11 protein-coding genes are annotated in these 13,515 nt (G+C 71.8%); 8 read left to right on the plus strand and 3 right to left on the minus strand.

Annotation, left to right across the window (positions count from 1 at the left end; all coding sequences use genetic code 11):
- Positions 1 to 11: 11 nt before the first annotated feature.
- The 4 genes from tatC to EFL26_RS15585 all read left to right on the plus strand — a co-directional run bounded on the left by tatC (position 12) and on the right by EFL26_RS15585 (position 6,156).
- Positions 12 to 857, plus strand: coding sequence for a twin-arginine translocase subunit TatC (gene tatC / locus EFL26_RS15570; RefSeq protein WP_123223738.1), 846 nt, complete (start codon positions 12 to 14; stop codon positions 855 to 857).
- Between the two features lie 76 nt (positions 858 to 933).
- Positions 934 to 2,469, plus strand: a complete 1,536-nt coding sequence (locus EFL26_RS24775; protein WP_246000214.1) for a sulfatase family protein — start codon at positions 934 to 936, stop codon at positions 2,467 to 2,469.
- Positions 2,470 to 2,503: 34 nt separating this feature from the next.
- Complete coding sequence (locus EFL26_RS15580) at positions 2,504 to 3,379, plus strand: diacylglycerol kinase (RefSeq protein ID WP_123223739.1); 876 nt, start codon at positions 2,504 to 2,506, stop codon at positions 3,377 to 3,379.
- Complete coding sequence (locus tag EFL26_RS15585; protein WP_123223740.1) at positions 3,376 to 6,156, plus strand: DEAD/DEAH box helicase; 2,781 nt, start codon at positions 3,376 to 3,378, stop codon at positions 6,154 to 6,156. Before EFL26_RS15580 ends, EFL26_RS15585 begins: the two co-directional genes overlap by 4 nt.
- Before the next feature lie 19 nt (positions 6,157 to 6,175).
- Here EFL26_RS15585 and EFL26_RS15590 read toward each other — a convergent pair whose 3' ends face one another.
- Both EFL26_RS15590 and EFL26_RS15595 read right to left on the minus strand, forming a co-directional pair.
- A complete protein-coding gene (locus tag EFL26_RS15590) occupies positions 6,176 to 6,613 on the minus strand; it encodes an Lrp/AsnC family transcriptional regulator (RefSeq protein WP_183408201.1) in 438 nt (145 codons plus the stop codon).
- 94 nt (positions 6,614 to 6,707) lie between these two features.
- Positions 6,708 to 7,160 carry a GNAT family N-acetyltransferase gene (locus tag EFL26_RS15595; RefSeq protein WP_123223742.1) on the minus strand — a complete coding sequence of 151 codons (453 nt, stop codon included), beginning with the start codon at positions 7,158 to 7,160 and terminating at the stop codon, positions 6,708 to 6,710.
- 104 nt (positions 7,161 to 7,264) lie between these two features.
- Between EFL26_RS15595 and EFL26_RS15600 the strand changes: the two genes are divergently transcribed.
- The gene (locus EFL26_RS15600) at positions 7,265 to 8,104 is read left to right on the plus strand and encodes an NAD(P)-dependent oxidoreductase (RefSeq protein ID WP_123223743.1); all 840 of its coding nucleotides are present in this window, start codon (positions 7,265 to 7,267) and stop codon (positions 8,102 to 8,104) included.
- Between the two features lie 53 nt (positions 8,105 to 8,157).
- Positions 8,158 to 9,090 carry a 5'-3' exonuclease gene (locus EFL26_RS15605; RefSeq protein ID WP_342773534.1) on the plus strand — a complete coding sequence of 311 codons (933 nt, stop codon included), beginning with the start codon at positions 8,158 to 8,160 and terminating at the stop codon, positions 9,088 to 9,090.
- Between the two features lie 62 nt (positions 9,091 to 9,152).
- On the opposite strand, the gene EFL26_RS15610 is transcribed toward EFL26_RS15605, so the two are convergent.
- Complete coding sequence (locus EFL26_RS15610; RefSeq protein ID WP_246000215.1) at positions 9,153 to 10,646, minus strand: KamA family radical SAM protein; 1,494 nt, start codon at positions 10,644 to 10,646, stop codon at positions 9,153 to 9,155.
- A 157-nt stretch (positions 10,647 to 10,803) separates the two neighbouring features.
- Between EFL26_RS15610 and kdd the strand changes: the two genes are divergently transcribed.
- Positions 10,804 to 11,841 (plus strand): L-erythro-3,5-diaminohexanoate dehydrogenase, encoded by a 1,038-nt coding sequence (kdd, locus tag EFL26_RS15615; RefSeq protein WP_246000216.1) that lies wholly within the window; start codon positions 10,804 to 10,806, stop codon positions 11,839 to 11,841.
- Complete coding sequence (gene kamD / locus EFL26_RS15620) at positions 11,841 to 13,415, plus strand: lysine 5,6-aminomutase subunit alpha (protein WP_123223744.1); 1,575 nt, start codon at positions 11,841 to 11,843, stop codon at positions 13,413 to 13,415. The genes kdd and kamD overlap by 1 nt, the downstream gene beginning before the upstream one ends.
- Positions 13,416 to 13,515 lie beyond the last annotated feature (100 nt).

A 13,515-nucleotide genomic window follows, 5' to 3' on the forward strand; every position in this document is an offset into this window, starting at 1 on the left:
GACAGGGGTCGATGTCCCTCGCCGGGGTCGTCCAGCTCTTCCGGATCAAGCCCGAGCACCCGGTCGGTGACGAGGGCCGGATGTCGCTCGGCGACCACTTCCGAGAGCTCCGGGGACGGCTGCTCAGGTCTCTGCTCGTCCTCCTCGTCACGACGATCGCGGCGTTCTTCTTCTACCACCAGCTGATCGACCTGATCGTCGGGCCGTACAACCACGCCGTCCAGCTTCTCGGCGGCAAGAAGCGGGTCAACTCCGAGATCGTGCTGTCGGGGATCGCGTCCGGTCTGATGCTCCAGCTCAAGCTGTGCACCACTGCGGGGGTGGTGGTCAGCAGCCCCTACTGGCTGTACCAGATCTGGGCGTTCATCCTCCCCGGCCTGCACGCGCACGAGCGCAAGTGGACCCGGGTGTTCGTCGCGGTCGCCGGGCCGCTGTTCTTCGCCGGCGTGGCCGTCGGGTACTACATCATGCCGAAGGGCCTGCAGTTCCTCATCTCGATGAACACCCCCGGCGGCTTCCGGAACCTGAACGACTTCGACCACTTCTACACGTTCATCCTCCGCACCCTGCTGATCTTCGGCCTGTCCTTCGAGATCCCGCTCTTCGTCGTCCTGCTCAGCCTCGCCGGCGTGGTCTCCGGCAAGACGCTCGGGCAGCACCGGGCCTGGATCATCGTCGGCACGTTCGTGTTCGCCGCCGTCGCCACACCGTCGACCGACCCGTTCTCGATGACGATGCTCGCCGTACCGATGTCGCTGCTGTTCCTGCTCTCCGAGATGATTGCGCGGCTCGTCGACCGCCGCCGCGCGCGCACGGCCGAGGACGGACTCGCCGACGACGAGCTCTCACCCCTGTAGTCCTGCCTCCTCGGGTCGTTGGCCTCTGGCCGGTCCGCCCGATCGATGGCGCTCTGGAGACGATGGAGACCGAACGATGAAGAAACCCGCGACCGGCGGCGGCCCGTCGAAGCCGCGGTCACCCCGGCGCGTGCGCGCGGTCGTCCCGATGCTGGCGTGGCTCCTCGTGGCAGCGAGCGGCTGCGGCGTCTCGGGCGCACCCGAGCAGCCGCCGCCCACCGCTGCGGCCCAGGAGACCCACCGGCCCAACATCGTCTTCGTGCTCACCGACGACCTGACCGCCGACCTGGTCCGGCACATGCCGCACGTGCTCGCCATGGAGCGGCACGGCACGACCTTCACGAACTACACCGTCACCGACTCCCAGTGCTGCCCGTCGCGGTCCTCGATCTTCAGCGGCAACTACCCGCATGACACCCGGGTCTTCACCAACAGCCCGCCGTGGGGTGGCTACGGCGTCTTCCACGCTCGCGGTGAGGAGCAGGCGACCTTCGCCACGGCGCTGCACGACGCGGGCTACCGCACCGCGTTCCTGGGCAAGTACCTCAACGGCTACCAGCCGGGCAGCCCGTCGCGTCGCGCCAGCCCGACGCCACCCGGATGGGACGAGTGGGACGGGGTCGGCTACGGCTACTCGGAGTACGACTACCACCTGTCGCACGACGGCATCTCGACGTTCTACGGGCACGATCCCGGTGATTACCTGACCACGGTGCTGCGGCACCGCGCGAGCGGCTTCATCACCTCGGCCGCGAGCTCCGGCCACCCGTTCCTCCTCGAGGTGGCCACCTTCACGCCGCACACACCGTCGGTCCCGGCCCCTCGCGACGCCGCGGCCTTCCCGGGACTGCAGGCACCGAGGACGGTGGCGTTCAACGCGCTGCCGAGCAACCCGCCCCCGTGGCTCGCGGGCCGACCGCCGCTCACCTCCACGGAGATCCGCGACATCGACCGCCGGTACCGTCGCCGGGCGCAGGACGTCCTGTCCATCGACCGGCTCCTCGGCGGCATCGAGCGTGCTCTCGCGGCGACCGGCGCGGCCGACGACACGGTCGTAGTCTTCAGCTCCGACAACGGCTACCACCTGGGCGAGTACCGCCTCCAGGCAGGCAAGATGACCGCGTTCGACACCGACATCCTGGTCCCGCTCGTCGTGACCGGTCCGGGCGTCCGCGCGGGCGCCAGCAACGCCGACGCCGTGCAGAACATCGACCTCGCGCCCACCTTCGAGGAGCTCGCCGGCCTGCGGCCGAGTCCGCTGATGGACGGCGTCAGCGTCGTCGACCTGCTCCATGGGCCGGTGCCCGGCTGGAACAACGCGGCCCTCGTCGAGCACCACGGGCCGGACACCGACGTCAACGATCCCGACTACCCCGGTCCACGCGGAGCCAACCCCCCGTCGTACACGGCGCTGCGGACCACGCGGTACACCTACGTCGAGTACGCCGACGGGGCGGTCGAGCTCTACGACCTCCGGCGTGATCCGCTCGAGCTGGACAACATCGCCGACCGGGTCGCTCCGCAACGGCTCGCCCGGCTCCACGGCGAGCTGGTCGACCTCCGCGACTGTCACGGCGCCGTCGCGTGCTCGGCGGCGCGCAACGTCCGGTAGCCGGATTCGCCCGCCGGGGCAATATGCTCGCGACGTGCCCGAGCAGATCGCCCTCCTCACCAACCCGACCTCGGGGAAGGGGAAGGGCGCCCGGGTCGCCGGCGAGGTGGCCCCGCGGCTGCGCCACGCCGGGTTCAGCGTGCGCGAGCTCACCGGTCGGGACGCCGACGAGGCCCTGGACCTCGCCCGCGGGTGCGTCGAGGACGGCGTCGAGACGCTCGCCGTCGTCGGTGGTGACGGCATGGTGCACCTCGCGGTGCAGGCGCTGGCCGGATCACAGACGCGCCTGGGGCTCGTCCCGGCCGGCACCGGCAACGACGTGGCCCGCTACCTGGACCTGCCTCGCAAGAGCGCGCACGCCGCGACCGACGTGCTGATCGGGGGCAAGGAGCGCACGATCGACCTGGCGCGCGTGGGCACGCGGTACTACGTCACGGTGCTGGCGGCAGGCTTCGACGCGAAGGTCAACGAGCGCGCCAACCAGATGACCTGGCCACGCGGTCAGATGCGCTACAACCTGGCGACGATCGCCGAGCTGCGCACGTTCCGGCCGATCCCGTACGTCCTCGAGATCGACGGCGACGAGCAGCGGTTCGAGGCGATGATGGTCGCGGTGGGCAACGGTCCGTCCTTCGGTGGCGGCCTGCGGATCACCGAGGGCGCCCTGCTCGACGACGGGCTGCTCGACGTGGTGGTGATCCGGCCGATGAGCAAGACCTCCCTGGTGCGGACCTACCCGAAGCTGTTCAAGGGCACCCACGTGCTGCACCCGGAGTACCGCCACTACCCGGCCCGCACCGTGACCATCGCAGCGCCGGGAGTCGTCGCCTACGCGGACGGGGAGCGGATCGGGGCGCTGCCGCTGACCGTCGAGGTCGTCCCGCAGGCGCTGCGCGTGCTGGTGCCGTGAACGCCTCCTCCGGTACCGGGCCGGCCGACCAGTACGCCCGCTTCCAGCGGAGCCGTCGCCACCCTGCCCTCGCGGAGTTCACCTCCCACTACGACTTCCCGCTCGACGACTTCCAGGTCCGGGCGTGCGAGCAGCTCGAGGACGGTCACTCCGTCCTGGTGGCGGCACCGACCGGGTCCGGCAAGACGCTGGTGGGCGAGTTCGCCGTGCACCTGGCGCTCACCACGGGTCGCAAGTGCTTCTACACCACGCCGATCAAGGCACTCTCCAACCAGAAGTTCAACGACCTCGTGGCCCGCCACGGCGCGGAGCAGGTCGGCCTGCTCACCGGGGACAACACGATCAACGGCGAGGCGCCGGTCGTGGTGATGACCACCGAGGTCCTCCGCAACATGCTGTACGCCGGGTCGCGCACCCTCTCCGGTCTCGGCTTCGTCGTGATGGACGAGGTCCACTACCTCGCCGACCGCTCCCGCGGCGCGGTCTGGGAGGAGGTGATCATCCACCTGCCCGAGTCGGTCGCGGTGGTGTCCCTCTCGGCCACGGTGAGCAACGCCGAGGAGTTCGGCGAGTGGCTCGGGACCGTCCGCGGGGAGACCGTGACGATCGTGGAGGAGCGCCGGCCCGTGCCGCTCTACCAGCACGTGCTGGTCGGGCGCCGGATGTACGACCTGTTCGCCGACGACCCGGCTGCGCCGCAGGAGGCGAAGGTCAACCCGCAGCTGCTGCGGGTCGCCCGCGACGACTTCGCCAGCAGCCGGATGCGCGACCGGCGCTCGCCCCGTGACCGCAACGCCCGGTCGACCTCCAAGCACCGCCAGGTCGGCAACGGCCGTCGGGTCTGGATCCCCAGCCGTGCCGACGTCGTCGAGCAGCTGGACGCTGCCGGGCTGCTGCCGGCGATCGTCTTCATCTTCAGCCGCGTCGGCTGCGACGCCGCGGTCCAGCAGTGCCTGAACGCCAACCTGCGGCTGACCACGCCCGCCGAGCGCGACGAGATCTTCGCCTTCGTCCAGGAGCGCTGCTCCAACCTCCCGGACGAGGACCTGCAGGTCCTCGGCTACCACGAGTTCCTCGACGGGCTCACCCGCGGCATCGCCGCGCACCACGCCGGGATGCTGCCCACCTTCAAGGAGTGCGTGGAGGAGCTCTTCCTGCGGGGCCTGTGCCGCGTCGTCTTCGCCACCGAGACGCTGGCGCTCGGCATCAACATGCCGGCCCGGTCGGTGGTGATCGAGAAGCTCACCAAGTGGAACGGCGAGACCCACGCCGACATCACGCCGGGGGAGTACACCCAGCTGACCGGCCGGGCGGGTCGTCGAGGCATCGACGTCGAGGGCCACGGCGTGGTGCTCTGGCAGCCCGGGCTCGACCCGAAGTCGGTCGCCGGCCTCGCCTCGACCCGGACCTACCCGCTCAAGTCGTCCTTCCGGCCGACGTACAACATGGCGGTGAACCTGGTCCACGAGTTCGGCCGCGAACGTGCGCGCGAGCTGCTGGAGTCGTCGTTCGCGCAGTTCCAGGCCGACAAGGCGGTCGTCGGCCTCGCGCGGCAGCTCCGCAAGAGCGAGGACGCCCTCCAGGGGTACGCCGAGGCCGCGGCCTGCCACCTGGGCGACTTCATGGAGTACGCCGCGCTGCGCCGCACGCTGAGCGACACCGAGACCGCGCTCGCGAAGGCGCGGCGCGTCGACCGACGGGCCGAGGTGATCACCTCGCTCGAGCAGCTCCGGCCCGGTGACGTGATCGAGGTGCCGGCCGGCCGGTTCTCCGGGATGGCGGTGGTGATCGACCCCGGCGGCAAGGCCGACCGCGACGGCCCGCGGCCCTACGTCCTGACCGCCGACCGCCAGGCCCGGCGGCTCAGCCTGGTGGACTTCCCGACCCCGGTCGCCTCGATCACGCGGATCCGGATCCCGAAGACCTTCAACGGACGCAACCCGCAGTCCCGGCGCGACCTGGCGTCCACCCTGCGCGAGCGCACGCACGGCCTGACGCCGCCCCCGACGCGGGGCGCCCGCGGGGCCGGCACGCCCGAGCCGTCCGGCTCCGACCGGATCGAGCAGCTGCGTCGCGAGCTGCGCGACCACCCCTGCCACCGGTGCCCTGACCGCGAGGACCACGCCCGCTGGGCCGAGCGCTGGTTCAAGCTCGACCGCGACGCACGCACGCTGCGGCGCCGGATCGAGCAGCGCACGAACACCATCGCCCGACAGTTCGACCGGGTCTGCGAGGTCCTCGACACCCTGGAGTACCTCGACGGGGACACCGTCACCTCGCGCGGGCGCGCGCTCATGCGGATCTACAACGAGATGGACCTGGTGACCGCCGAGTCGCTGCGGGTCGGGCTGTGGGACGACCTCGACGCCAGCCAGCTCGCGTGCGTGCTCTCCGCCCTGGTCTTCGAGACCCGGCGCGCCGACGATGCCGCGGCACCGCGGATCCCCGGGGGCCGGGTCCGGGACGTGCTCGGCGCGATGACCTCGCTGTGGGCCGACCTGGACGCGCTCGAGAAGGAGCACCGGCTCGAGCAGCTGCGCGAGCCGGACCTCGGGTTCTGCTGGGCGGCGTACCGGTGGGCCGAGGGCGACGACCTCGACGACCTGCTCGAGGAGACCGACCTCGCCGCCGGAGACTTCGTCCGCTGGATGAAGCAGCTCCTCGACCTCGCCGGCCAGGTCGGTGACGTCGCGGGTGGACCGCTGCGCGAGACCGCCCGTGAGGCCGTGAACCGCCTCCGCCGGGGCGTGGTGGCCTACTCGTCGGTGACCGACTGAGTGCTGCTGCCGCGTCGGCTCAGGGCATCGGCCGGTGCTCGTACGGCGTGGACAGCACGATCGTGGTCCGCGTCGAGACGTTCGCCGCAGCCCGGATCCGCGACAGCAGCTCCTCCAGGTCGGCCGGCACCGCGACCCGGACCTTCAGGATGTAGGACTCCTCGCCGGCGACCGACCAGCAGCTCTCGATCTCCTCGATCGGGGCGAGACGCTCCGGGTAGTCGTCGGCGGCGGCAGCGTCGATCGGGGTGATCGAGATGAACGCGGTCAGGGGACGGCCGGCCTTGGCGTGGTCGATGGACGCGCCGTACCCCGTGATCAGGCCACGTTCCTCGAGGCGCTTGACCCGCTGGTGCACCGCGGAGGTGGACAGGCCGGTGGCCTTCCCGAGATCCGTGTACGACATCCGTCCGTCGCCGGCCAGCAGGCTCAGGATCTGTCGGTCGATCTTCTCCACGGCGCTGAGCCTAGTGCCACGGCGCCCAGCCGCAGAGAGCATTCAGGGGCCGGACGCTCACCCCTGGGACTCGGAGCCGGTCCGCGACCGCCGGCTACTCGGCTGGTCGCTGCAGGAGCCGTTGAGAAGAGGCGAAGCCGAGTCTCTCGTAGAGGGGCACGGCCTGGCGGCTCGAGTGCACCGTCACCCGCGCCGCACCGAGACGCACCGCGTGCTCCGCCGCGGTCTCCACGAGCGTGGAGCCGAGGCCCCTCCCGCGGTGCTCCGGCACCACGAAGACGCTCTGGACGTCCCCGAAGCGACGGTCTGGCGCGCCCGGCCTCGGCACGCGTGGCAGGAGTGCCAGCCACGCCATGCCGACCACCTCGGAGCCGCCGTCCACGGCGACGAAGGCATGGTGCGAGTCGCCGTGCTCGCTCCACCACGCGGCCAGGTCGACCGCGAAGGCCGCGACGGTCTGGCGGGCCCGCTCCTCGGGTGCGGCGTGCAGCCAGAGCAGGTGGGCGAGGTCTTCCACGTCCTGTCGGCCGGCCAGGCGAACGTCCATGCAGCCAGTGTTCCGCAGGGCCGCCCGTCGACGACCTGCCGCCCGAGGAGAGACCCGAAGCACTCGGTTTGAATCCCATCGAACCATGCGGCAGGGTGGTCGCCATGAACACACCACACGTCGCTCTGCTCGGCACCGGGATCATGGGTCGCGGGATGGCCCGCAACATCGTCGCGGCCGGCATCCCGCTGACCGTCTGGAACCGGAGCCCGGAGAAGGCCGCGGACCTGGGCGCCGACGTCGCGCAGAGCCCGGCGGAGGCCGCGAAGGGCGCAGACGTCGTGGTCACGATCCTCTCCGACGCGCACGTCGTGGAGGAGGTCGTGCGCGAGGCCGAGCCGGCGCGCGGCACGGTGTGGCTGCAGCAGTCCACGGTCGGTGTCGAGGGGTGTGAGCGCCTGGCGGCCCTGGCCGCCGAACTGGGCCTGGTGTACGTCGACGCGCCCGTGCTGGGCACCAAGGGGCCCGCAGAGGCCGGGCAGCTGACGGTCCTCGCCTCCGGGCCCGCCGACGCGCGCGAGACCGTGCAGCCGGTGCTGGACGCGATCGGCGCCCGCACGCTGTGGCTCGGTGCTGCCGGCCAGGGCTCGCGCCTGAAGCTGGTCGCCAACTCGTGGGTGCTGACGGTCGTCGAGGGTGTCGCCGAGGCGCTCACGCTCGCCAGGGCGCTCGGCCTGGACCCGCAGTCGTTCCTCGACGTGGTCAAGGGCGGGGCGATGGATGCTCCCTACGTCCAGCTCAAGGGGGCCGCGATGCTCAGCGGCGACCTCGACCCGCAGTTCCCGCTCTGGGGTGCGGCCAAGGACGCCCGCCTGATCCAGGAGGCCGGACGTGCGGCCGGTGTGGACCTCGCGATCATCGAGGCCGCCCGCCGGCACTTCGAGCGCGCCATGGTCGACGGGCACGGCGACCTCGACATGGCGGCGACGTACCTCAGCCACTGACGCCCGACGGCGCGTGACCCGGGTCCGGGGGAGCGGCGCACTAGCCTTGCGCCGTGACCCCGGACCGCCTGATGCTCCTCGACACCGCGTCGCTGTACTTCCGTGCGTACTACGGCGTCCCCGACTCGATCACGGCGCCCGACGGCACGCCGGTCAACGCGGTGCGCGGCCTGCTGGACTTCATCAGCCGTCTGGCCGAGGAGTACCGCCCCACCCACCTCGCCTGCTGCTGGGACAACGACTGGCGGCCGCAGTGGCGGGTCGACCTGATCCCGAGCTACAAGGCGCACCGGGTCGAGTACGTCGTGCCCGGCGGCCCGGACGTCGAGGTCGTCCCCGATCCGCTCGAGGCGCAGATCCCGGTGATCGTCGACGTGCTCGACGCCTTCGGCATCGCGATCGTCGGCGCCGACGGCTACGAGGCCGACGACGTGATCGGCACGCTCGCGACCGGTGCGGGCATGCCGGTGGAGATCGTGACGGGCGACCGTGACCTCTTCCAGCTCGTCGACGACGCCGCCGGCGTGCGGGTGCTCTACACCGCGCGCGGCGTGGGGCGGCACGAGCGCGTGACCGAGCAGGTGGTGCGCGACAAGTACGGCGTCGAGGCCCACCAGTACGCCGACTTCGCGACCCTGCGCGGCGACACGTCCGACGGCCTGCCCGGAGTGGCCGGCGTCGGGGAGAAGACCGCCGCGACGCTGCTCGGTCGGTTCGGCTCGGTGGCCGCGCTGCGCGAGGCGGCGCTGGACCCGGAGGCCGACCTCGCGCCGGGCCCGCGTCGCAAGCTGCTCGACGCTGCGGAGTACCTCGAGGTCGCACCCACCGTCGTCGCGGTGGCCCGCGACCTCGACCTGGACGACCCCGACCTGCGCCTGCCGCGGACGCCCGTCGACCCCGAGGCGCTCCAGGCGCTGGCCGCGAAGTGGGGGCTCTCCAGCCCGATCGCGCGCCTGGTCGAGACCCTCACCGACCTGCACGCCTGAGGGGTCGGCCCGCGGTCAGCGCACGGCGTGGTGCGCGGCCACGGTCGCCGCGCGCAAGCGGATCAGTGCGCCTGCAGGGCCGCCGTACGCCGGGACGCCTCGGCCATCTCGGCCGCCTTGAGGGCGGACTCGTCGAGTGCGCCGTGCTCGCGCCACCACGCCTGACCTTCCTCGGGCAGGGTGTGGATCGGGTCGTAGTACTCGTAGAGCCGGCTCAGCGCGTCCGGGTCTTCGGCCTCGATCGAGGTGCGGTAGTTCTTCGTCCAGTACGAGATGCCACGCTCGGTGTCGTACGACGCGACCTGGTGCACCCACCGCTTGCCGACGAAGGGCACGTCGCAGACGATCCGCGGCGTCGCGAAGCCGGGCAGGTAGCCCATGATGTGGTGCTGCAGCCGCTGCGCGTCACGCACCGAGATCCGCCAGTGCTCGGAGTAGGGGATCAGGTCGCACATGTAGAAGTAGTAGGGCATGATCTGCGCGCCGTCGAGGAGCCGGAAGCACAGGTCGAGCAGCGCGTGCGGGTCGGCGTTGACGCCGTTGAGGATCACGCCCTGGTTGCGCACGTCGCGGACACCCTCCTCGAACATCGCGGCCGTTGCCTTCGCGACCATCGGGGTGACCGAGTTGGCGTGGTTGACGTGCGTGTGGATGGCCAGCGACACCCCGCGCGAGCGCGCGAGGCGGGCGACCCGTCCGACGCCGGCGCGGACGTCGTCCTGCAGCCAGTGCTGCGGCAGCCCCATCAGGGCCTTGGTGGCCAGCCGGATGTCGCGGATGTTCTCGATCTCCAGCAGCTTGGTCAGGAAGTCCTCGAGCCGCGCGATCGGCATGTTGGCGACGTCGCCTCCGGAGACGACCACGTCGCGCACCTGCGGCGTGCGGCGCAGGTAGTCGAGCATGGCGTCCAGCCGGTCGACCGGCTTCAGCTCGAACTTGAGCTTCTCGACCTGGGGCGTCGAGTTGCCGACGAGGTCCATCCGGGTGCAGTGCCCGCAGTACTGCGGGCAGGTCGGCAGCAGCTCGGCGAGGACCTTGGTGGGGTAGCGGTGGGTGAGGCCCTCCGCGGCCCACATGTCGTGCTCGTGCAGGGAGTCGCGGGTCGCGTGCGGGTGCGAGGGCCAGTCGGTGCGTCGGTCGGAGAAGACCGGCAGCATGTAGCGGCGCACCGGGTCGGCGTACAGCGCCTCGGTCAGGGAGCCGGCGCCGCCGGCGGGCGCGGTCGGCACCATGGTGTTCAGCATCTGCGGCGGCACCAGCATCGACATGGTCGCCCGCTCGGCCTGGTCGCGCTCGAGGTCGGCGTAGAAGCGGTCGTCCACGAGGTCGCCGAGCAGCTCGCGCAGCTGCTTGACGTTCTTCACGCAGTGCGCCCGCTGCCACTGGGCGCTGGCCCAGTCCGCCTCGGTGACGTCGCGCCACCCCGGGAAACGACGCCAGTCGGGCTCGACCAGCTCGGTGCGCCGGTAGGGGTACGGCTGCGCGTGGGACTGGGCATAGGCCTCCGAGGCCCCCGGATCCGACAGCGCGAGGCCGATCGACGTCTCGATGCTCATCTGGTCCTCCTGGCCGCGGTCGGCGGCGTACGTCGCGTGCGCGTCTCGGTTGTGTGACCCGCGGCTCTGGTGCCAGAGTAGGAGAAGCCGTTCGGCAATGCCACCTTGACACGAAACGATTTCCTGTCAGAGAGGTGCTTTTGTGGAAGGAATACCCGTGACGTCCGTGCAGACCGCCGCTGATCCTGTGGGCTCCCACCGGGTGCTCGCCCCGGCCGGAGCGCTGCCGCAGACCGCCGAGCGGCTGGACACGCGGGCCGACCTCTGGCCCGACGAGGTGCGGGTCCGGGTCGAGCGGCTCAACCTGGACGCCGCGTCGTACCGCCAGCTGGCCGAGAAGCACCACGGCGACGGTGCTGCCGTGCGCGCCGAGGTGCTCGCGATCGTCCGCGAGCGCGGCAAGATGCACAACCCGGTGACCGGCTCGGGCGGCATGCTGATCGGCACCGTGGAGGAGGTCGGCCCGGCCTCCCCGCTGGGCCTCCGGGTCGGCGACCGCGTCGCGACGCTGGTCTCCCTCACGCTCACGCCCCTGGTGATCGAGGACGGCCTCCAGAGCTGGGACGGCGGCTCCGAGCAGGTGCCCGCCGACGGCTACGCGATCCTCTTCGGGCGCAGCATCGCCGCGCCGCTCCCGGCCGACCTTCCGGCCGAGCTCGGCCTGGCGGTCATGGACGTGTGCGGCGCACCGGCCCTGACCCGGCGGGTGGTCGACGGGTACGCCCAGCCGGTCGTGGCCGTGATCGGCGGCGCCGGCAAGTCCGGGGCGCTCAGCCTCGCTGCCGCCCGGAGGGCCGGTGCCGCACGCACGATCGGAGTGGTGCCCCACGAGGCCGAGGCCGCGCTGCTCCGCGACGCCGGCCTCGCCGACGAGGTCGTGGTCGCCGACGCCCGGGACCCGCTGGCGCTGCACGACGCCGTCCGGGCGGCCGGCGGGCCCGCGGACGTCACGGTGGTGTGCGTCGACGTGCCCGGGTGCGAGCCGGGGGCGATCCTCGCGACCGCCGCCCGCGGGACCGTCGTGTTCTTCTCGATGGCGACCTCCTTCAGCGCTGCGGCTCTCGGCGCCGAGGGCCTGGCTGCCGACGTGCAGATGCTGATCGGCAACGGCTACGTCCCGGGCCACGCGGACTACGCGCTGGAGCTCGTCCGGGGCAACGCCGGTGTCCGCGGCCTGTTCGAGCGGAGGCTGTGATGCCGCGCTCGGCGCACAACAAGCTCGGCCTGGCCGCGGCCGACGTCCGTCATGCCCGCAGCCTGGCCCGCAAGGTCGGGCGACCGATCGTGAAGCTCGCCCGGCAGCACACCACCGTCTCCGTCGAGCGCGCCACGCTGCGGCTGGCCGGACTCGCCGGCGCCGACTCCGAGGGCACGCCGTGGGTCAACCGGCTGCTCGACGTCGTGCGCGCGGACGTGGGGCTCGAGCACGGCGTCGCGCTGCCGGTGTGGGATGCCCTGGTCAGGGGAGAGGGCGAGGACCTGCTCACGCTCGCCCAGAAGGCGGCGGCAGGCTCGGTCGTCTTCCGGCTGCCCGAGGGACGCGACGCGGTCCGGGCCCGGGCCGCGGCCCGCAAGCAGGTCGGGGCCGGCGTACGCCGGATCGACGCGCGCCGCAAGGAACGCGAGCGCCTCGTCGCGCGGATCGGCGACGCGCCCAGCAAGCCGTGGATCTACCTGATCGTGGCCACGGGCGACATCCACGAGGACATCCCGCAGGCCCAGGCCGCCGCCCGTGAGGGCGCGGACGTGATCGCGGTGATCCGGTCGACGGGTCAGTCCCTGCTCGACTACGTGCCCGAGGGCGCCACCCGCGAGGGCTTCGCCGGCACGTACGCGACGCAGGAGAACTTCCGGCTGATGCGCGCTGCGCTGGACGAGACCAGCCGCGAGCTCGGTCGCTACGTCCGGCTCACCAACTACGCGTCCGGACTGTGCATGCCGGAGATCGCGACGCTCGCGGGCCTCGAGCGGCTCGACATGATGCTGAACGACTCGATGTACGGGATCCTCTTCCGCGACATCAACCCGGTGCGCACGTTCGTCGACCAGCGCTTCAGCCGCCAGATCCACGCCCGCGCCGGCATCATCATCAACACCGGTGAGGACAACTACCTCACCACCGACGACGCCGTGGAGGCCGCGCACACGGTCACCACGAGCCAGCTGCTCAACGAGTACTTCGCCAAGGAGGCGGGGCTCGAGGACTGGCAGCTCGGCCTCGGCCACGCCTTCGAGATCGACCCCGAGATCCCGGACTCGTTCCGGCTCGAGCTGGCCCACGCCATGCTGGCCCGCGAGCTCTTCCCCGACGCGCCGCTCAAGTGGATGCCCCCGACCCGGCACATGACCGGTGACGTCTTCCGTGGCTACCTGCTCGACGGTTTCTTCAACCTGGTCGGGGCGCTCACCGGCCAGGGGATCCTGCTGGTCGGCATGATGACGGAGGCCGTGGTCACCCCGTGGCTCTCCGACCGCGACCTGGCCCTGCAGAACGTCCGCTACGTGATGAACGCCGCCGGCAACCTGCACGAGGACTTCCGGCCCGCGCCCGGTGGGTTCATCCACCAGCGGGCCGAGCAGGTGCTGCGCGAGACCATCGACCTGCTCGAGCAGATCCTCGACCACGAGCGCGGCCTCCTCGACGCGATCGCCGACGGCACCTTCGGCCTGATGAAGCGCCCGGCCGACGCCGGCCGCGGCCTGGACGGGGTGGCCCGCAAGGCCTCGGGCTACTACAACCCGGCCACCGAGATCCTCGAGGGGGAGTAGTGGTTTCGAGAGCGGCAACCGCCGGCGCGCCGGGTCCGTCTGGACTGACGAGCGATGCGAGCGCAGCCGACCACAAGGCCGGCGCGCCGGGTCCGTCTGG

This window comes from Nocardioides pocheonensis, assembly GCF_003725535.1.
In the GTDB taxonomy this organism is placed as follows: Bacteria; Actinomycetota; Actinomycetes; order Propionibacteriales; family Nocardioidaceae; genus Marmoricola; species Marmoricola pocheonensis.

Bases quoted from the DNA above. Each gene is read 5' to 3' on its own strand.
- tatC (WP_123223738.1), top strand. From the start codon at position 12: ATGTCCCTCGCCGGGGTCGTCCAGCTCTTCCGGATCAAGCCCGAGCAC.
- EFL26_RS24775 (WP_246000214.1), top strand. From the start codon at position 934: ATGAAGAAACCCGCGACCGGCGGCGGCCCGTCGAAGCCGCGGTCACCC.
- EFL26_RS15595 (WP_123223742.1), bottom strand. From the start codon at position 7,160: ATGGACGTTCGCCTGGCCGGCCGACAGGACGTGGAAGACCTCGCCCAC.
- EFL26_RS15600 (WP_123223743.1), top strand. From the start codon at position 7,265: ATGAACACACCACACGTCGCTCTGCTCGGCACCGGGATCATGGGTCGC.
- EFL26_RS15610 (WP_246000215.1), bottom strand. From the start codon at position 10,646: ATGAGCATCGAGACGTCGATCGGCCTCGCGCTGTCGGATCCGGGGGCC.
- kamD (WP_123223744.1), top strand. From the start codon at position 11,841: ATGCCGCGCTCGGCGCACAACAAGCTCGGCCTGGCCGCGGCCGACGTC.